Source organism: uncultured Roseovarius sp. (genome assembly GCF_913057115.1).
Classification (GTDB): Bacteria; Pseudomonadota; Alphaproteobacteria; order Rhodobacterales; family Rhodobacteraceae; genus Roseovarius.
In genome coordinates this window covers 75,848-93,443 of sequence record NZ_CAJXNN010000009.1, presented here as the reverse complement: position 1 = coordinate 93,443, position 17,596 = coordinate 75,848, and the positions used below count along the sequence as shown (strand labels likewise).

The window sequence follows — 17,596 nt, the reverse complement described above, 5'->3', positions numbered from 1 at the left end:
TTCCTATCGTAGTTGCCGTCTCAATCCTGCTTGGTTTACGCTGGTGTAGGCGCGGACGACCCACTCCTGCCGTTTATCTGTTCCCAGCTTTGCTGCTATGTTGCCCACCGACTTGCACTCTGTGGGATGAATCTAGTGTTTGATTGCTTGTCGCTCTTAAGTTCTTATTCGTCGCAGCGATCCGCAAGGCGCTATATTCTTTATTACCCAATAGCTTTCTAAATTAGCGCCGATTTCAATCAAGCTGGCGAAATGTAAAGGAAGTGACACATTGGCCAAGGGGATGTTGGTGACTATGCTGAAAACCTTGCAAAAATCAGATTATTCTCTGGAAGAACGTGATCAATCTCTAGGGAAGTAACATTTTTGACCAATTTGATGTCTTTCAATCCATTTTCGGAGAGCTTTTCTTTCCAGTTTTTTGCAGATCGCAGCCTCTTGTTGACAGAACCATCAGCGCCAAACTGAACATCTATGTTGTTTAAAGCGCCAAAAAAACCGCCAATTACGATTACACCGTCTTCGGTGAGGTGGTCGGCAAATAGCTTTATCGTTTCCAGCCACTCCCTATCATCAACGATATGAAACATTACACCTATAGCGTTAATAACATCAAATTTATCATTACGCCCCATTAAGTAATTCTTTGCTGTGCCTTTATAAAAAGTCTTCTCACGGTCTTCCTTGTACTTTGAGCGCAAGTGCTCGATGCTTTTTTCAGATACATCGACACCAACCATGTTACCGAACCCTAAGCTTTCGTAGAAATCTAACCAATGGCCTGACCCACTACCGATATCCAATACTTTTAGACCGTCAGCGGAAATTTTTTGTTCGAAAAAATACTTTGAAATCAATAGCTCAATTGAAGCATAGTGATAAGCGGCCGCAGCAGCGTCGCACGAGTTAAAAATTGTTTTGCGATCTTCTAAAGATGAATCAATATAAAATTCGCTGTCCCACCACTCATTAGAAATAAGTTTGCGGTTTCTCAAAGCGGTTTTCTTTAAACCTCTTAGGTTCTTTTTAAGCTGACGGAATCTATTTTTTTGAATCGTAATCACGTGTCTCATCGATAATTTCATTCCTTTCCCTAGGGCTTTCCTAAATTAAAAGCCAAAACTGATTGGGACACCTGATAGATATTGTGTAGACACTCCAACTATAGGATACCAACCTACCTTGTCTAGAGAGACGTGATCCAGTCATAGATGCGCCGCTACAGTCGACTTGTTAGACGCAACGGTTTCGGAGACGAGCTGTGGCAGAGAGGCGTGGTGCTTGATTTCGAGGTAATCTGGGCCAAGGCATCCAGAGGAGGCAACTAACATATCATATAGATAGACGTTAGTTAGGCGGCAAAGCGGGAAAGTTTGTCATCGGCTGGTTCAGTGCTTTGTAATTTAGTGTAACTAAGCCCCATTACACACCACACAAGGCGCCACACATTTTTATCGAATCTTGTGTTAAATTAATCATTAATATACTGATTTTAAATAAATATTCTTGACTGGCGACCCCGGCAGGATTCGAACCTGCAACCTGCCCCTTAGGAGGGGGCTGCTCTATCCAGTTGAGCCACGGGGCCGCACATCGCCTTCCATATCCGCCCAAACCCGATTTGTCATGACCCCAATTCGACCTTGCCGTGCATCGCGGCCAAATGCGATCTGCTTGATCCCGGCCCGCCGTTTGCGATAACAAAGATCAAAGACCCTTCAGGACATCCCACCGTGAGCAACCCCGAAAACCGCCCCCTGACCCTGCGCGATGTCTCCGAGGCATCGGGCGTCTCGGAAATGACCGTCAGCCGCGTCTTGCGCAATCGTGGTGATGTCTCGGACGCAACCCGCAAGCGTGTTTTGGAGGCGGCCAAGCAATTGGGATATGTCCCCAACAAGATCGCGGGCGCCCTGGCCAGCCAGCGGGTCAACCTTGTCGCGGTGATCATCCCCTCGATGTCCAACATGGTCTTCCCCGAGGTGATGACCGGGATCAGCCAAGTGCTTGAATCCACTGATCTGCAACCCGTCGTCGGCCTAACGGACTATCTGCCGGAAAAAGAAGAAAAGGTGCTCTATGAGATGCTCTCGTGGCGCCCCTCTGGCGTGATCATCGCGGGGCTGGAGCATTCCGACGCCTCGCGCGCCATGCTGCGGGCTTCGGGTATTCCGGTGGTCGAGATCATGGATACAGATGGCACGCCCGTCGACTCGGTGGTCGGCATCTCACACCGCCGCGCCGGGCAACAGATGGCCGAAGCCATCATAAAGGGCGGCTACAAGCGTATCGGCTTTCTGGGCACCAAGATGCCGCTGGACCATCGGGCGCGTAAACGCTTCGAGGGGTTCACGCAGGCGCTTGCCAAGGCCGGGATCGAAATCGCGGATCAGGAGTTTTATTCCGGCGGCTCGGCGCTTGTGAAGGGCCGCGAGATGACCCAAGCCATGCTGGAACGCACCCCGGATCTGGATTTCCTCTACTACTCCAACGACATGATCGGCGCGGGCGGCTTGATGTACCTTTGGGAAAAAGGCGTCGATATTCCAAACCAGATCGGGCTGGCCGGGTTCAACGGGTTGAACCTGCTCAAGGGCCTGCCGCGCGAACTCGCCTCGATGGACGCTTGCCGGCTTGAGATCGGCCGCCGCGCGGCTGAAATCATCGCCAAACGGGTCGAGGATGACTCCGAAGCGCCCGAACCCACCAGGATTGCGCTTGAGCCGACGATCACCTACGGCGATACCCTGCGCAGGCCTTAAACTTCCGTTCAGGTGAGCTGCAGCGGATATCGGGTTCGAGTCCTTGCTGGACATTGAAATCATGAGCCGCGCCTCGATGGGCCGCGGTGCGGCGATCCAACGGCCTGGATAAAGCACTTTATCCCGACCACTGGCGCGAAACCTTCATTCTAAGCGCTCAGTTCAACTCAATCGCCGTGCCGTGGGGGCGGCCCTTGATTCCGCGCGAGGCAATGACCGCTATGTCCCGCAAAGCCGCCATTCGACGGCCCCTCTGGACTGCGCGCTTGGGCCCATCCCTTGATTTGGCCCAACCAATGACGCAGCCGGGCGCGCAACTCAAAGACATCATCCCGCAAACACCGCCTTCACCCAATCGCGCACCGTGGCCACCTCGGCGCGGGGTGGGGCGCGGCCATCGCGTTCCACAAGGTAATGCGCCAAGCGCACCGGCACCTCCGGCCCGGCACAGCGCACAGGCCGCCCGGCCTCCAAAGCCGCCCTCGCATAGCGCGCCAGAACCACCGCCACCCCTTGGCCCGCCGCGATCATCTCCAAGGCGGCGGCGCTTGTGTCCACGCTGATGCCAAAGCGATCCGGCACCGCCACACCCTGCGCCTCGCCATAGCGGGCCCAGTTATCCTCTTGCCCCAAGATATGCAGCGGGGTCTGCGCCGAAATCGGCGTATCCTCCCCTGCCGGACAAACCGGTACAATCGCCTCGTTCGAGATTTTCTCGGCCCGCAGCCCCGGCCAATCGCCGTGCCCGCTGCGGATGTCGATATCCACGTCCTGATCTTCCAGCGAATCCGCCCAGATGGTCGAGACCAACCGCAATTCGATCCCCGGGTGCATCGCCTGAAACGCCGACAGCTTTGGGGCCAGCCACAAAACAGCGGTCGAAACCGGCACCCGCAATGTCACCGCGCGCACCATTTCAGGCCCAAACAAGCCCAGCGTCGACAGGCTCAGATCATCCAAGGCCCGCCGCACATGCGGCAGATAGGCCTTGCCCATCTCGCTTAGTTGCAGGTTCCGAGGCTGACGCAGGAACAGCGCACAGCCCAGTTTCGCCTCAAGCGATTTGATATGCTGGCTGACGGCGGCTTGTGTCAGGCCCAACTCCTCCCCCGCAGCGGTGAAGTTGCGCAGGCGTGCGGCGGCCTCAAAAGTGCGCAGCCACGTCAGGTTGGGAAGGGAGGTGCTCATGGATAAATTATTTATGGCCTTTTGGTCAATTTAAATCGTTTTTCTTTTGCCTGACAATCCAGAAAACTGGACCTCGACAGGATGACAATGAAGGGTCAGGATTATGAAAGTTGGATTCATCGGATTGGGAAACGTCGGCAGCAAACTCTCGGGAAGCCTGCTGCGCAACGGGGTGAACCTGACGGTCTATGACCTCAATGCCGATCTCATGGCGGTGCTCACCGGCCGGGGCGCGCAGGCCGGTGAAAGCCCGGCACAGTTGATGCAGGATTGCGACGTTGTCATCACCTGCCTGCCGTCACCCGCCGCATCCGATGCGGTGATGCAGCAAATGCTGCCCTATGTCGGCCCCGGCAAGATCTGGATGGAAATGTCCACCACCGACGAGGCCGAGATCAAACGCCTTGGCCAAGCGGTCATCGACGCGGGCGGCGCGGCGGTCGATTGCCCGGTCTCGGGCGGCTGTCACCGGGCCGATACCGGCAATATCGCCATCTTCGCGGGCTGTGACCGGGCCACGTTTGAGACCATCCTGCCGCTGCTCACCAAGATGGGCCGCCGGGTGCTGCACACCGGCGAGATCGGCAGCGCCTCGATTCTCAAGGTCATCACCAACTACCTTGCCACCGCCAACCTGATTAGCTGCTGCGAGGCGCTTGTCACGGCAAAGGGCGCGGGCATGGACCTTGCCACCGCCTACGAGGCGATCAAGATCAGCTCCGGCACCTCCTTCGTGCATGAAACCGAAAGTCAGGTGATCCTCAACGGCTCGCGCGATATCTCTTTCACCATGGACCTTGTGAAGAAAGACATCGGTCTTTTTCAAGCTGTCGCCGACCGCGCCGGTATCCCGCTTGAGATGAACCCCCTGTTGATGCAAATCTTGGACGACGGCATCGCGCGCTATGGCGAGCGCGAATTATCGCCAAACATCATCCGCCGGCTTGAGGATGCCACGGGCCTCGATATCCGCGCCCCCGGCTTCCCGGCGGAAATGACCGACGAAGAACCCGAAGAACCGGGATACGAGGTTGTCCCGACACGCGGCCAAAGCTGATCGGAAAGGGGGCAGGGATGCTCGAAATGCTTGGGAAACACTACGTTGGCGGGCAGTGGGTCACGCCCCTGTCCGATGCCACCATGCCGGTCACCAACCCGGCGAGTGCGGCGCAGATCGGCACGCTCGCCATGGGTGACGCCCGCGATGTGGACCGCGCCGTGCAGGCCGCGACGCAAGCCTTTGAAACCTATTCCCAAACCTCCCGCGACGACCGTATCGCCCTGCTTGAAACCCTGCTGCAAATCAGCCGCGACAGGCTTGAGGATCTGGCCCAAGCCATCAGCACCGAAATGGGCGCCCCCATCACCATGTCGCGCGAGGCACAGGCCGACGCCGCCGTGGGCCACCTCGAAGGCTTCCTTGAAGCGCTGAAATCGCAAACCCTGCGCGAAACGCTCTCCAACGGTGACATTCTGCTGCGCGAACCCATCGGCGTTTGCGGCCTCATTACCCCGTGGAACTGGCCGATCAATCAAATCGCGCTGAAGGTGCTGCCGGCGCTTGCCACCGGCTGTACCTGCGTCCTCAAACCCTCGGAATTCACGCCGCTCTCGGCCAACCTATACGCCCAGATGATCCACGACGCCGGCACCCCGCCGGGGGTCTTCAACCTTGTCCATGGCGATGGCCCCACCGTCGGTGCCGCCCTCTCGCGCCACCCCGATATCCAAATGATGTCCTTCACTGGCTCCACCCGCGCGGGCCAAGCCGTCACCCGCGACGCGGTGGAAACCGTCAAACGCGTGACACTGGAACTGGGCGGCAAATCCCCCAACCTTGTGTTCGCCGATTGCGATCTCGACACTCAAGTGCGCGACAGCGTGCTGGAGTGTATGTATAACACCGGCCAAAGCTGCGACGCGCCCACCCGCCTTTTGGTGGAACGCGCCTGCTATGACCGCGCGCTCGATATCGCCAAGCAGACCGCCGAAAACATCGCCCTCGGCGACCCGGCGCAAGAGGGCGACCATATCGGCCCGCTTTACGATGAAATCCAATTCACCCGCGTCCGCACCCTCATCCAAAAGGGCATCGACGAAGGCGCGCGCCTGCTCACCGGTGGCCCCGACCGCCCCGCAGACGTCCAAAAGGGCTGGTACCTGCGCCCCACCATCTTTGCCGATGTCTCCAACGACATGACCATCGCACATCAGGAAATCTTCGGCCCGGTCCTCGTCATCATCCCCTTCGAGGATGAGGCACAGGCCATCCAAATCGCCAACGACACCCCCTACGGCCTCGCCGCCTACCTGCAAACCGGCGATCCTGAGCGCGCCGAACGCGTCGCCGCCCGCCTGCGCGCAGGGGCGGTGCATATCAATGGCGGGGCCGTCAACTATGGCTCCCCCTTCGGCGGCTACAAGCAATCGGGCAATGGCCGCGAAGGCGGGCCTCTGGGGCTGGAAGACTACCAAGAGGTCAAGACATTACACATCGGATAAAACTCGACGGTTGAGCATATATTAACCATCTTGCCCAGATAATATTGACCACTCCGGCTCTTTGTGGCCGTTATACAAGGGGTGTTGTGAGCAGGTGCAGAAATGCTGCTAGTTGGTTTAATGGGTATGCTGGCCGTCGGCGCGACGGCCTTTTATGGGTTCGACTCCTTGGTCACAGACCCCGATAACGAAGGCGCCAGCGCCGCGCCTCAGCCGGGGGAGGGTTCGGAAACCGGCGAAGACTCGGTCATGGATATCGGGACACTCGTCGAACCCGGCACCGGTACCATCAGCGCGGGCGATGCCGAAGGAAACACTCTGAACGGCACACCAAACTCCGACCAGATCAATGGGTACGAAGGCGATGACAGTATCACCGGCTTGGCAGGTCGCGATGATCTGCACGGCGAAGTTGGACACGATACCATCGACGGCTCGGAGGGCGAGGATACGCTGCACGGTGGCGATGGAAATGATCACCTCTCCGGCGGGGCCGATTCCGACACGCTATACGGCGGCAATGACGATGACGCACTTGCCGGCGGCACCGGCGATGACAGCCTCGTCGGCGGCAACGGCAATGACACGCTAGACGGTGGCACCGGGAATGATGCGCTGCTCGGCGCGCTGGACGACGACAGCCTTGAGGGCGGCGCAGGCCAGGATACGCTGTTCGGTGGGCTGGGTGACGATACACTGAACGGCGCGGACGATGATGAAACCGATTACCTTAACGGCGGCTTGGGCGATGATGACATAACCCCCGGGTCAGGCGATATCGTCACAACCGGAAACGGGGCCGACACGGTCACGCTCAATGCGCGTTTGGCCAATGACCACGAACCGCTGATCACCGATTTTTCAACCGAGGAAGACAGCCTCGCCGTGATCTACGACGATCTGGCCGACCCGGACCCCGAAGTGACCATCGAAGAGGACCCTGACCAAGTGGGCCGCCAATCCGTCCTTCTGAATGGCACCGCCGTTGCCTCCCTCGACAATGCGCCGGACCTGACGCTTGCGCATATCACCATGATCCCGCAAAGCACACTCTGAGGGCGCGGTCTCCGTGCATTGCCGCGGCGCGATAAAGGCGATGGTAGTGAAGGTTGGCTCATGTCCAATCCAAGCAAGCTCCATGACCGCCCTTTAACCGAAAGGCGCTTCTACCGGCGGCCTACTTGCACAGCCGTTTGAAACTTGCAGAAAATGCCTGACGGTCGCGAAACACATCGCCAAGCCCGCTGTCGTGTTCGTTTGACCTACATCAACGCATCCAACCGTTAATTCCTTCACCATCAATGCGGATCTGAAGGGGGGTGACGATATGATTTCAAATATCTTGGTCGCAACGGATGGGTCTGACACGGCTGATCGCGCCATTGACTTGGCGGCGGGTCTTGCCTCTCGGCTCGGCATTCCGCTGACCGTGGGCCACGTGCTGCAACATGGCGCCCGGACGGAGGAGTTGAGTCGTATGGCGGAAGCCGAGCACATGGTGCGCCATGTCTCTGCCAAGGCCCGCCCGGATATCGCCGACATCCCGTCGAACATGGACGCCATATTCACCGGCAGACTTTCTGGCGCGGAGCGGGAGCGCATGATCGCCGTGATCGGCGACGAAATCGTGAACCGCGCTGCAAGCAAGGCGCGCGATGCGGGCGCAAAGGACGTGTCAACCCGTGTGGTGAATGGAGACTACGACGAAGGCATTCTGAGAATGGCCAAAGAGGCCGGAGCAGATACGATTGTCATCGGCCATCGAGGCTTGGGGCGTCTGCAACGGTTTTTGCAGGGAAGTGTGTCTCAGAAAGTCAATCAACAGGCTGAATGCACAGTCGTGACTGTGCGGTGATCGGCGCGCCATGTTGAGTTTGGCCGGATAGCGCGCCGTGACCCCTGCTGCGGCTTGATGGATTGTAAGGAGAGTTCTTATGGAAGACCTCGTGAAACTGGGAAGAGAATTTGTTCAGGCGATGCGGGAGCGTCGCGGCATAGGCCATGTCAACAGGATTTATGCCGTTAACGCACAATCGGTAGAGGCCGTCATTCCACCCGGGCGCGATGTGCGAATCGCCAAGGGAAAGGGCGCGATCGAGGCAAAACGCGAGGATTGGGCGGCAACCCATGAAATTCACGAGCTGGACGCGGACGGTCCTTATGTTCATCCGCCCAACCGTTTCGCGGTGCGCTTCAGGGCCGAGGTGACGCAGAAAGAAACCGGGCGGCAGATGACCCTGAGCGAAATCGCGGTCTACACCGTCGAGGATGGCAAGATTGCCCGAGAAGAGTTCTTCATGATGCCGAAATAACGCGTTTCGCGAAAAGCCTGCAGCGCAGCATTTCGCGACATGCTCTGGGTAGTACACGCATGAAAGTACCTTAATCCATCCGCTGAGGGCGGCCTTTGTCAGTTGTGCCCGAACTCGCGGATACTGAAAGTGCTTCGATCAAAAGCACCTAGGGTCCGCGTATAGAGGTGTTCCCTGCCAACGCCGGCTTCGTCTGCGCATCGGACAGAAGCCTGCGCCAGACCTACGCAGCCAAAAATCGTCCCTTCAAGGCCCGGCATTGCGAAGCGCTCCAGTGAACAAACCCCGGAAAATGCAAAGTGGTTTGTCACCTATGCGCCCATTTATCCGACGCCCCTGAAGCTCGGCCCTTTGTCCCGCGCCCGATGGTTCTAAACCCTCACGCTCATTCCCTCTTTTCTTTTTCCCGCAAATCTCCTATACGCCCCCATCGCTTGGGAAATTCCCTCGCGACATCTCCATAGGACCCTGCTGGACGACATCCCGGCTTGCGCCCTCAACCCTTAATCTCAAAGGAGACCCCGATGTCGATCACAGTCGAAGAAAAATCGCGCCTGATGAAGGAATACGCAACCAAGGACGGCGACACCGGTTCGCCCGAAGTTCAGGTTGCCATTCTCACCTCGCGTATCTCCACGCTGACCGAGCACTTCAAGACCCACAAGAAAGACAACCACGGTCGCCGTGGTCTTCTCAAAATGGTCGCACAGCGCCGGAAGCTGCTGGACTACCTCAGAGGCAAGGACGAGGCCCGTTACAAAGACCTCATCAAACGCCTCGGCATTCGCCGCTAACAGGTTTCGATCCATCGGATCAACGCAGCGCCCGCTCGCTCCCCGAGCGGGCGTTTTGCGTTTCGTACGTTTTGTACGAAACAGCTGTACAAAACGTACGACTTGCCACCGCACGCCCTGTTAATCCGCAGGGCCGCGGAGGCCGATACCGACGCAATACCGACATTATACCGACGTGGTGCAGAGGGGCTGTTTGCCTTGTTTTCTTGGCTTAACCTCTGATTCGCGGCAGGTGCCGTGATCTATCCTTTCAAAACAGCCCAAACTCCTGTAATGCCCACCCATCTGAGACGTGACGCTCTGACCCCGGCGCATGGCATGGTAACGAGGGGTCGGCGGCAATGGGGCCGCCATTGAAACGGAAGACTTGGGATACGCCCAAGAGCGCTTCCAACTAGGATACGACGATGTTCAACGAAGTGAAAAAATCGATGCAGTGGGGGGAAGATACCCTCACTCTGGAAACGGGCAAGGTTGCCCGTCAGGCGGATGGCTCGGTCATCGCCACCCTTGGGGAAACCTCGGTCATGGCCAACGTGACCTTCGCCAAGGAACCCAAGCCCGGTCAGGATTTCTTCCCCCTAACCGTGCACTACCAGGAAAAATACTATGCCGCGGGCAAAGTGCCCGGCGGCTTCTTCAAACGTGAGGCTCGCCCCACCGAGAAGGAAACCCTCACCGCGCGCCTGATCGACCGTCCGATCCGCCCGCTCTTCGTGCCCGGCTTCAAGAACGAAGTTCTTGTTATGTGCACGGTACTTAGCCACGATCTGGTCAATGATCCCGACATGGTCGCGATGATCGCGGCCTCGGCGGCGCTGACCATTTCCGGCGCGCCCTTCATGGGTCCGATCGCCGGCTGCCGCGTGGGCTATGAGGATGGCGAATACATCCTCAACCCCGATGTCGAAGACATGCACGACCTGCGCAACAACCCCGATCAACGCCTTGATCTGGTGGTTGCCGGCACCAAAGACGCCGTGATGATGGTCGAGTCCGAGGCCTACGAGCTGACCGAGGATGAGATGCTGGGCGCCGTGACCTTCGCGCACGAGCAAATCCAGCCGGTCATCGACCTGATCATCAGCCTCGCCGAAGAATCCGCCAAGGAACCCTTCGATTTCACCCCGCCGGATTACTCCGAGCTTTACGAGGTGGTCAAAGGCCTTGGCGAAGAGAAGATGCGCAGCGCCTATGCCATCCTCGACAAGCAGGAACGTCAGGCCGCCGTCAGCGCCGCCAAGGAGGCCGTGCTCGAAGGCCTGACCGAGGAACAGCAAGAAGACCCGAACCTCGGCTCGGCCCTCAAGAAACTCGAAGCCGCCGTTCTGCGCGGCGACGTGGTCAAATCCGGCAAGCGCATCGACGGTCGCTCGCTGGATGAGGTCCGCCCGATCGTGTCCGAAACCGGAATCCTGCCGCGGACCCATGGTTCGGCCCTCTTCACCCGTGGCGAGACCCAAGGCCTTGTGGTCACCACCCTTGGCACCGGCGATGACGAACAGATCATCGACGCGCTGCACGGGAACTTCCGCTCGAACTTCCTGTTGCACTACAACTTCCCACCCTACTCGGTCGGTGAAGCAGGGCGCGTAGGCCCTCCGGGCCGTCGTGAAGTTGGCCACGGCAAACTGGCATGGCGCGCCCTTCAGGCCGTTCTGCCCGCCGCAACCGACTTCCCCTACACCATCCGCGTGGTCTCGGAAATCACCGAGTCGAACGGCTCCTCCTCCATGGCGTCTGTCTGTGGTGGGTCGCTGTCGATGATGGACGCGGGCGTTCCGCTCAAATCGGCCGTGGCCGGTGTGGCCATGGGCCTGATCCTTGAAGAAGATGGCGATTACGCCGTTCTGACCGACATCCTTGGCGACGAGGACCATCTCGGTGACATGGACTTCAAGGTTGCCGGTACCGAAGCTGGTATCACCTCCTTGCAGATGGACATCAAGGTTGCAGGCATCACGCCCGAGATCATGAAGAAGGCCCTCGCCCAAGCGAAAGAAGGCCGCCTTCACATCCTTGGCGAAATGGCCAACGCCCTGACCGAAGCGGGTGATTTCAGCGTTCATGCCCCCCGGATTGAGACCATGACTGTTCCGCAGGACAAAATCCGCGAAGTCATCGGTTCCGGCGGTAAGGTGATCCGCGAAATTGTGGAAACCTCGGGGGCCAAGGTCGACATCAACGACGATGGCGTCATCAAGATCGCCAGCCCGAACAACGAGTCGATCCAGAAGGCCTATGAGATGATCCACTCGATCGTCGCCGAGCCCGAGGAAGGCGCGATTTACAAAGGCAAGGTCGTCAAGATCGTCGATTTCGGTGCCTTCGTGAACTTCTTTGGCAAGCGCGACGGTCTCGTCCACGTCAGCCAAATCGAGAACCGCCGCCTGAACCACCCCTCGGATGTGCTCAAGGAAGGTCAGGAAGTCTGGGTCAAACTTCTGGGCTTTGACGATCGCGGCAAGGTGCGCCTGTCGATGAAGGTCGTTGACCAAGAGACCGGCGAGGAAGCCAAGAAAGAAGAGAAAGCCGACGAGTAATCGTTCTTCTCTCTCAAATTTTGAAAAGGCCCTGGCATTTGCCGGGGCCTTTTTTTCATCGGTGCAAATGCTGGCCGCTTCAAAACGGGTAACGCCGCATGGTTTTTCCCCATGTAGGCGCGCGCGATACCTGCGATAAATAATGGATAATTGTAGCGAGTGGTAACGAATGCAGACGTAACGAGTTGTTAGTGTTTTGTGTGCAGCGTGTGATTAACCCGGCGTGCCATCACTTACGATAAATCGCCACGGGGCTTTGGCAAGAATGCCAAGGCCCCATTTGTTCTCTGGGTGGCGGTGTCAATTCAAAGTGGTAGGGCAGTCGTCTTGAAAACCGTCCGCAAGGCAAAGCTGGATTGCATCTTGGCCACGCTTGGCAACCGCGTCAGGTATTGCCGGTGAATGCGTGCGAAATCCTCGGTACTTTCGGCCACGACCTTGAGGATGTAATCTGCGGCCCCCGCCGTCAGGTGACATTCCAACACGTCAGGAATACGCGCCACGGCCTTCTCAAAGGCTTCCAGCACCTCGTCGGCTTGTGTCGATAGGGTGATCTCGACAAAAATCGTCGCCGGCATCCCCAGTTTGCGCGCGTCCAGAAGGGCCACATAGTCACGAATATAGCCCTCTGCCTCAAGCCGCTGCACCCGCCGGTGGCAAGCACTGGCCGAAAGATTCACTGCCTCGGCCAGATCGGCATTCGAAATTCGGCCTTTGCGTTGCAGAACCGCCAAAAGCCGCCGATCCATCGCATCCAAAGCCATTTCCGCAAGACCTTTCGCATCTAATATCATTATTTCGAAGACTATTCACAAAAAATCCCTCAGTGCGAGGGAAATATCAACCTAATTGCGCGCCACCTGCGACATTCTGTGCCCAATCGAATGCGAGGAGGACACGCAATGAAAATCGGATGCCCAACCGAGATCAAACCACAAGAATTCCGCGTCGGCATGACGCCCAATGCCGCGCAAGAGGCCGTTTCCCACGGTCACGAGGTGATCATTCAGGCCGGGGCCGGTCTGGGTGCGGGTTTCGACGATGCCGCCTATGAGGCCGCAGGCGCCAAGATCATCGACACCGCCGAGGAGGTTTTTGCCACCGCCGATATGATCGTGAAGGTGAAAGAGCCCCAAGCGGTTGAGCGCAAGATGCTGCGCGAAGGGCAGCTTCTGTTTACCTACCTGCACCTCGCGCCCGATCCCGCCCAAACCCACGACTTGCTGGAATCCGGCTGCACCGCGATTGCCTATGAAACCGTGACCGACGACCGTGGCGGCCTGCCCCTGCTGGCCCCGATGTCCGAGGTGGCCGGTCGTCTGGCGCCGCAGGTGGGGGCCTATACCTTGCAAAAAGCGAACGGCGGCCGTGGCGTTTTGATGGGCGGTGTACCCGGTGTTGGCCCAGCCAAGGTTGTTGTCATTGGCGGCGGGGTTGTCGGAACGCACGCGGCGCGTATCGCGGCGGGCATGGGCGCGGATGTCACTGTACTTGACCGCTCCCTGCCGCGCCTGCGTTATCTGGATGATGTCTTCGGCGATACTTTCAACACCGGCTATTCCTCGGCTGGCTTGCTGGCCGAACATTTGGAACAGGCTGATATGGTCATCGGCGCGGTCCTTATCCCCGGGGCCGAAGCGCCCAAGCTGGTGCGCCGTGATCAGTTCCCGACCATGAAACCCGGCGCGGTGCTGGTGGATGTGGCGATTGACCAAGGCGGGTGTTTCGAGACCTCCAAAGCGACCACGCACGCCGATCCGATCTATGAGGTCGACGGCATCATGCACTACTGCGTGGCCAACATGCCCGGTGCCGTCGCGCGCACCTCAACCATCGCCCTTGGCAACGCCACGATGCCCTTCATGCTTGCCCTGGCTGACAAGGGCTGGAAACAGGCCTGCGCCGATGATCCGCACCTGCTGAACGGCTTGAACGTCCACGCCGGGCAGTTGACCTACTACGCCGTGGGCAAGGCGCTTGGGATCGACGTGATCTCGCCGCAGATGCTTGTCAAAGGCTAAACTGAACTTCCGGGCCCCTCGCGGGGCCCGGTTACGTTTGCGCGGCCTCAAGCGCAGGTAGCAACAGGGCAATGACCTCACTGCTATGCGAATAGGCAAGCGCATGGCCCGCACCTTCGATTACCTCTTGCTCGGCTCTGCGGTTCCACTCGGCCAGTTTACCCATACCCGAAATCGGGATCACCTCATCCTCCCGCCCCCAGATCGCCAGAACGGGCAGGCCGCTTTCGGCAACGCTGCGGTGTTCTTCCTCAAGGTCGCGGTCCAATATCCCGCGCATGGACGAAAGAACAGCCCCGCGAAACCCACGATAGCGCAGTTCGTTTTGCTGCCGGTCCACGATGTCGGGCACGCTTGAGGGCAAGTCCCTCTCAGTCTCGGTGCCTTGCCGGAAGGATCGACCGTACATCGCCATGAACAACCACCGGCCAAACCCGCCATAGTTCACCACCAAGCGCGCCACCGGGCCGAGGTCATGGCCCATGCCCGCAGGGGCCAACAGGATTAGCTTGTTCAAACGCTCAGGGTGCAGTTCCGCATAGCACGCCCCGATGGACCCACCCATGGAATAGCCGATGAGCGTGAAGCGCTCGGTTACACCCAGATGATCCAACAAGTGCTCTAGCTGTGTGGTGAAAAAACCCGCTTCCTGTGTACCACGGGGGCGATCCGAATACCCGCGCCCATAAAGGTCATAGGTCAGCACACGATACCCGGCCTTGGCAAGCTGGGGCGCGATGCCCTCCCAGACGAACGAAGGCGTCGTCAGGCCGTGCACGCAAACCACCAAAGGCCCACCCTCGGGGCCTTGCCATTGATAATGCGTCACACCACGCGGCAACTCGGCAAACGCACCGGGGGCCTCTTGGCGCGTCTTTGGTCCCATACGGGGGCGCAAAACCTCGGCCACCGTGGGGGCCAGAACCACGCCCGCCAGCCCGGCCAGAAGCCACTCGATCATTGCGCTTTCTGCCACGCATCAAGGATGTAGCGGCTGGTCATCAGGTCCAGATGCGCGCCGCCGCCATTCTTGAAAAGGGTGATGTCATCGTCACTGGTCCGGGTGAATGTCTCAGGATCGTAATGTTCGGCAATCAGGTCATCGCGGGTGATCGTACCGGCCTCAAGCGGGATCTTGATCTCGCCGATATGGCCCACTGTGGTGTCGTAGCTGTCCACGAAAATCCGGGCGCGTTTCATCCCTTCATCGTCCACCTCGCGCATATCCGGGCGATAGGCTCCGATCACGTCGATATGCTGCCCGGGCTGGAACCATTCGCCTTTCAACACCGGCTCGGTCGACATGGTGGCCGAGGTGACGATATCCGCATCGCGCACCGCGCGTTCCAGATCATCCGCCACCCGCAGGCCCGGGCAATCATCACACATGGCCTCGGCATTGGCGCGGGTGCGGTTCCAGACGCGGAACCGCGCCTTTGGAAAGGCGGATTGATAGGCCTCGAACAAGGACCGCCCAACCGTCCCCGCGCCGACGATCAGGATGTTTTCGCTATCGGGCCGCGCCAATTTGCGCGCCGCAAACAAGCTATCCCCGGCGGTCTTCCACTTGGTCACAAGGTGAAAATCCAACAGCGCTGCCAATGTACCGTCCTTGTCCGAATAAAGGTTCACCGCCCCGTTGATCATCGGATCGCCCTTGCCGGGATTTTCCGGAAAGATCGTGGCGGTTTTCACGGCCATGCCCATCCCGTCAATCCAAGCGGCGCGTGACAAAAGGGTATCGGGATCGCGGTAGAGAAACGTATCGCCAATCTCGGCCTTGGGCAGTTTGTGCCCCGCTTCAAAGGCGTCGCAAAGGCCCAACCAATCCAAATGCTTCTGGCCCTCGTCGAATGGAATGATCGTGATGCTCATTGCGCTTCGTCCTTTGTCAGCAATCCCTGTTCCACCAGACAATGCGCCCATCCGTCCGGCCCGTCAAACAGGTGGGTCTGCCAGCCGCGCGCCCGTGCAGCGTCGATATTGTCGTGCCGATCATCGGTGAAAAGCAGGGTTTCAGGAGGCAGCCCGCAATCCGCTTCGACCGCCTCATAGATGGCGGCATCGGGTTTGATCATCCCCATCCGCCCCGAGATGTAGTGCCGATCGAACTCATCCAGAAACGGATATTTCGCCACGCTGACAGGGAAATTCTCAACCCCGAAATTCGACAGGGCAAAGACAGGAACACCCTTGGTGCGCAACTGCCGCAGCAAATGAACGCTCAACGGAATGGCGGGGCTTGCCACATCGGCCCAGTTGTCACGGATCATCAGGATTTCAGCGTGCCATTCGCCGTGGGCCTGCGCGGTTTCCTCGACCACTTGGTCAAAGGTATGCCCCGCATCAATCCGGTTCATCATGCCGTGGATATCCACCTCGGCAAACATCGCGCGGGTCCGCTCTTCGCCGATATGATGGGCGAAATACCGCTCTGGCTGCCATTCGATCAAGACATTGCCTATGTCGAAGATCACCGCATTGATGGGCATCGCTACCTCCGTCGCGGGGCTTTGCCCGCCAATGTGTCGTCCTTCACCGACTCACGCCATAGGAGGTAGAGGCCAGACCCGATAATCAAGGCAATCCCGATCCATGCCGTGGGCGCGGGCCATGTGCCAAAGACCGTCACGCCCCAGATGATCGCCATGGGCATCGCGACATATTCAAAGGGTGCGGCAAAGGCCGCTTCGGACAACCGATAGGCCTGAGAAATGAAGAAGCCACCCAAGACACCACTTACGCCAAGCATGATCAGAATGGGCCAATCATCGGCCATGATAGGCCCCCAAGCTCGCAAGAGGAACGATAGCGACGGGTGCGCATCTGTGGCATAGGCCCCGTGCCCAAGGGTCAGGCCAAAACCCGCACTGGCCAAGATAAAGGTCAGTTGAATGTAAAAGGCCATGGTCGCGGCGCTTTCCGTGCCGCCGATCTTGCGCGCAAGGATATGGATCACCGCGTACAGCGTCGCCGCCAGCATCGGCAAAAGCGAGGCCACCTGAAACGCCGAGGTACCGGGTTTCACGATCACCAAAACCCCGATAAAGCCCACGGCAATCGCCGCCCACCGGCGGCCCCCCACCGTTTCGCCCAGAAAGACTACCGAAAACACGGTGATCACCAAGGGCGAGATGAAAAATACCGCGATAGCATCGGCAATCGGCATCGCCGCCAACCCCAGAAACAGGCACATGTTGGCGAATACCACGCAAATGCCGCGCACCAAATGCACCTTTAGCCGCCGGGTTCGCATCACCTTCAGCCCACCACTCAGCGGCATGATCACGGCCAGAAACAGCACCGTTCCAACAATAGACCGGATGAAAATCACCTGATGCAGCGCATAACTGTCAGACAGAAACTTGATGCCCACATCGTTGAGCGAAAAGCACATCACCGCCATCAGCGCAAAAAGCGCCCCGGTCAGGTTGGATCGCTGGACGGTCGCGGTTGTCATGGCAGGCCTCTGGG

The 17,596-nt window shown here is 58.6% G+C and carries 16 protein-coding genes and 1 tRNA gene; 9 read left to right on the top strand and 8 right to left on the bottom strand.

Annotated features, from left to right (window positions below):
• Positions 1-293: 293 nt before the first annotated feature.
• The gene (locus tag QZ498_RS06065) at positions 294-1,085 is read right to left on the bottom strand and encodes a bifunctional 2-polyprenyl-6-hydroxyphenol methylase/3-demethylubiquinol 3-O-methyltransferase UbiG (protein WP_294620839.1); all 792 of its coding nucleotides are present in this window, start codon (positions 1,083-1,085) and stop codon (positions 294-296) included.
• A gap of 426 nt (positions 1,086-1,511) precedes the next feature.
• Positions 1,512-1,588 (bottom strand) — tRNA-Arg (locus QZ498_RS06060).
• A 145-nt stretch (positions 1,589-1,733) separates the two neighbouring features.
• On the opposite strand from QZ498_RS06060, the gene QZ498_RS06055 reads away from it, so the two are divergent.
• Positions 1,734-2,762 carry a LacI family DNA-binding transcriptional regulator gene (locus tag QZ498_RS06055; RefSeq protein WP_294620838.1) on the top strand — a complete coding sequence of 343 codons (1,029 nt, stop codon included), beginning with the start codon at positions 1,734-1,736 and terminating at the stop codon, positions 2,760-2,762.
• 327 nt (positions 2,763-3,089) lie between these two features.
• On the opposite strand, the gene QZ498_RS06050 is transcribed toward QZ498_RS06055, so the two are convergent.
• Positions 3,090-3,950, bottom strand: coding sequence for a LysR substrate-binding domain-containing protein (locus tag QZ498_RS06050; protein ID WP_294620837.1), 861 nt, complete (start codon positions 3,948-3,950; stop codon positions 3,090-3,092).
• Between the two features lie 103 nt (positions 3,951-4,053).
• On the opposite strand from QZ498_RS06050, the gene QZ498_RS06045 reads away from it, so the two are divergent.
• The 7 genes from QZ498_RS06045 (at position 4,054) to pnp (ending at position 12,101) form a co-directional block, all read left to right on the top strand.
• Complete coding sequence (locus QZ498_RS06045; protein WP_294620836.1) at positions 4,054-5,007, top strand: NAD(P)-dependent oxidoreductase; 954 nt, start codon at positions 4,054-4,056, stop codon at positions 5,005-5,007.
• A gap of 17 nt (positions 5,008-5,024) precedes the next feature.
• Positions 5,025-6,452 carry an aldehyde dehydrogenase family protein gene (locus QZ498_RS06040; RefSeq protein WP_294620835.1) on the top strand — a complete coding sequence of 476 codons (1,428 nt, stop codon included), beginning with the start codon at positions 5,025-5,027 and terminating at the stop codon, positions 6,450-6,452.
• Between the two features lie 102 nt (positions 6,453-6,554).
• Entirely contained in the window at positions 6,555-7,508 is a 954-nt protein-coding gene (locus QZ498_RS06035; RefSeq protein ID WP_294620834.1) for a calcium-binding protein, read from the top strand.
• Between the two features lie 271 nt (positions 7,509-7,779).
• Positions 7,780-8,307, top strand: coding sequence for a universal stress protein (locus QZ498_RS06030; RefSeq protein ID WP_294620833.1), 528 nt, complete (start codon positions 7,780-7,782; stop codon positions 8,305-8,307).
• A gap of 79 nt (positions 8,308-8,386) precedes the next feature.
• Positions 8,387-8,764, top strand: coding sequence for a nuclear transport factor 2 family protein (locus QZ498_RS06025; RefSeq protein WP_294620832.1), 378 nt, complete (start codon positions 8,387-8,389; stop codon positions 8,762-8,764).
• A gap of 524 nt (positions 8,765-9,288) precedes the next feature.
• Positions 9,289-9,558: a 30S ribosomal protein S15 gene (rpsO, locus tag QZ498_RS06020; RefSeq protein WP_294620831.1), complete on the top strand. Its 270-nt coding sequence runs from the start codon at positions 9,289-9,291 to the stop codon at positions 9,556-9,558.
• Between the two features lie 407 nt (positions 9,559-9,965).
• Positions 9,966-12,101: a polyribonucleotide nucleotidyltransferase gene (pnp, locus tag QZ498_RS06015; RefSeq protein WP_294620830.1), complete on the top strand. Its 2,136-nt coding sequence runs from the start codon at positions 9,966-9,968 to the stop codon at positions 12,099-12,101.
• A gap of 305 nt (positions 12,102-12,406) precedes the next feature.
• Here the strand turns inward: pnp and QZ498_RS06010 are convergent, their stop codons facing one another.
• Positions 12,407-12,865 carry an Lrp/AsnC family transcriptional regulator gene (locus tag QZ498_RS06010; RefSeq protein WP_294620829.1) on the bottom strand — a complete coding sequence of 153 codons (459 nt, stop codon included), beginning with the start codon at positions 12,863-12,865 and terminating at the stop codon, positions 12,407-12,409.
• A 138-nt stretch (positions 12,866-13,003) separates the two neighbouring features.
• On the opposite strand from QZ498_RS06010, the gene ald reads away from it, so the two are divergent.
• Positions 13,004-14,122, top strand: a complete 1,119-nt coding sequence (gene ald / locus QZ498_RS06005; RefSeq protein ID WP_294620828.1) for an alanine dehydrogenase — start codon at positions 13,004-13,006, stop codon at positions 14,120-14,122.
• A 31-nt stretch (positions 14,123-14,153) separates the two neighbouring features.
• On the opposite strand, the gene QZ498_RS06000 is transcribed toward ald, so the two are convergent.
• Genes QZ498_RS06000 through QZ498_RS05985 form a run of 4 tightly spaced genes read right to left on the bottom strand, consistent with a single transcriptional unit; the run spans position 14,154 to position 17,582 of the window.
• Positions 14,154-15,083 carry an alpha/beta fold hydrolase gene (locus tag QZ498_RS06000; RefSeq protein ID WP_294620827.1) on the bottom strand — a complete coding sequence of 310 codons (930 nt, stop codon included), beginning with the start codon at positions 15,081-15,083 and terminating at the stop codon, positions 14,154-14,156.
• The gene (locus QZ498_RS05995; RefSeq protein ID WP_294620826.1) at positions 15,080-15,997 is read right to left on the bottom strand and encodes an ornithine cyclodeaminase; all 918 of its coding nucleotides are present in this window, start codon (positions 15,995-15,997) and stop codon (positions 15,080-15,082) included. The genes QZ498_RS06000 and QZ498_RS05995 overlap by 4 nt, the downstream gene beginning before the upstream one ends.
• A complete protein-coding gene (locus QZ498_RS05990; protein ID WP_294620825.1) occupies positions 15,994-16,614 on the bottom strand; it encodes an HAD family phosphatase in 621 nt (206 codons plus the stop codon). The genes QZ498_RS05995 and QZ498_RS05990 overlap by 4 nt, the downstream gene beginning before the upstream one ends.
• A gap of 2 nt (positions 16,615-16,616) precedes the next feature.
• Positions 16,617-17,582 carry a DMT family transporter gene (locus QZ498_RS05985; protein ID WP_294620824.1) on the bottom strand — a complete coding sequence of 322 codons (966 nt, stop codon included), beginning with the start codon at positions 17,580-17,582 and terminating at the stop codon, positions 16,617-16,619.
• Positions 17,583-17,596: the final 14 nt, after the last annotated feature.

Bases quoted from the DNA above. Each gene is read 5' to 3' on its own strand.
- QZ498_RS05985 (WP_294620824.1), bottom strand. From the start codon at position 17,582: ATGACAACCGCGACCGTCCAGCGATCCAACCTGACCGGGGCGCTTTTT.
- QZ498_RS06050 (WP_294620837.1), bottom strand. From the start codon at position 3,950: ATGAGCACCTCCCTTCCCAACCTGACGTGGCTGCGCACTTTTGAGGCC.
- ald (WP_294620828.1), top strand. From the start codon at position 13,004: ATGAAAATCGGATGCCCAACCGAGATCAAACCACAAGAATTCCGCGTC.
- QZ498_RS05990 (WP_294620825.1), bottom strand. From the start codon at position 16,614: ATGCCCATCAATGCGGTGATCTTCGACATAGGCAATGTCTTGATCGAA.
- QZ498_RS06030 (WP_294620833.1), top strand. From the start codon at position 7,780: ATGATTTCAAATATCTTGGTCGCAACGGATGGGTCTGACACGGCTGAT.
- QZ498_RS06040 (WP_294620835.1), top strand. From the start codon at position 5,025: ATGCTCGAAATGCTTGGGAAACACTACGTTGGCGGGCAGTGGGTCACG.
- QZ498_RS06000 (WP_294620827.1), bottom strand. From the start codon at position 15,083: ATGATCGAGTGGCTTCTGGCCGGGCTGGCGGGCGTGGTTCTGGCCCCC.
- QZ498_RS06025 (WP_294620832.1), top strand. From the start codon at position 8,387: ATGGAAGACCTCGTGAAACTGGGAAGAGAATTTGTTCAGGCGATGCGG.
- QZ498_RS06065 (WP_294620839.1), bottom strand. From the start codon at position 1,085: ATGAAATTATCGATGAGACACGTGATTACGATTCAAAAAAATAGATTC.
- QZ498_RS06010 (WP_294620829.1), bottom strand. From the start codon at position 12,865: ATGGCTTTGGATGCGATGGATCGGCGGCTTTTGGCGGTTCTGCAACGC.
- QZ498_RS06045 (WP_294620836.1), top strand. From the start codon at position 4,054: ATGAAAGTTGGATTCATCGGATTGGGAAACGTCGGCAGCAAACTCTCG.
- QZ498_RS06035 (WP_294620834.1), top strand. From the start codon at position 6,555: ATGCTGCTAGTTGGTTTAATGGGTATGCTGGCCGTCGGCGCGACGGCC.
- rpsO (WP_294620831.1), top strand. From the start codon at position 9,289: ATGTCGATCACAGTCGAAGAAAAATCGCGCCTGATGAAGGAATACGCA.
- QZ498_RS05995 (WP_294620826.1), bottom strand. From the start codon at position 15,997: ATGAGCATCACGATCATTCCATTCGACGAGGGCCAGAAGCATTTGGAT.
- pnp (WP_294620830.1), top strand. From the start codon at position 9,966: ATGTTCAACGAAGTGAAAAAATCGATGCAGTGGGGGGAAGATACCCTC.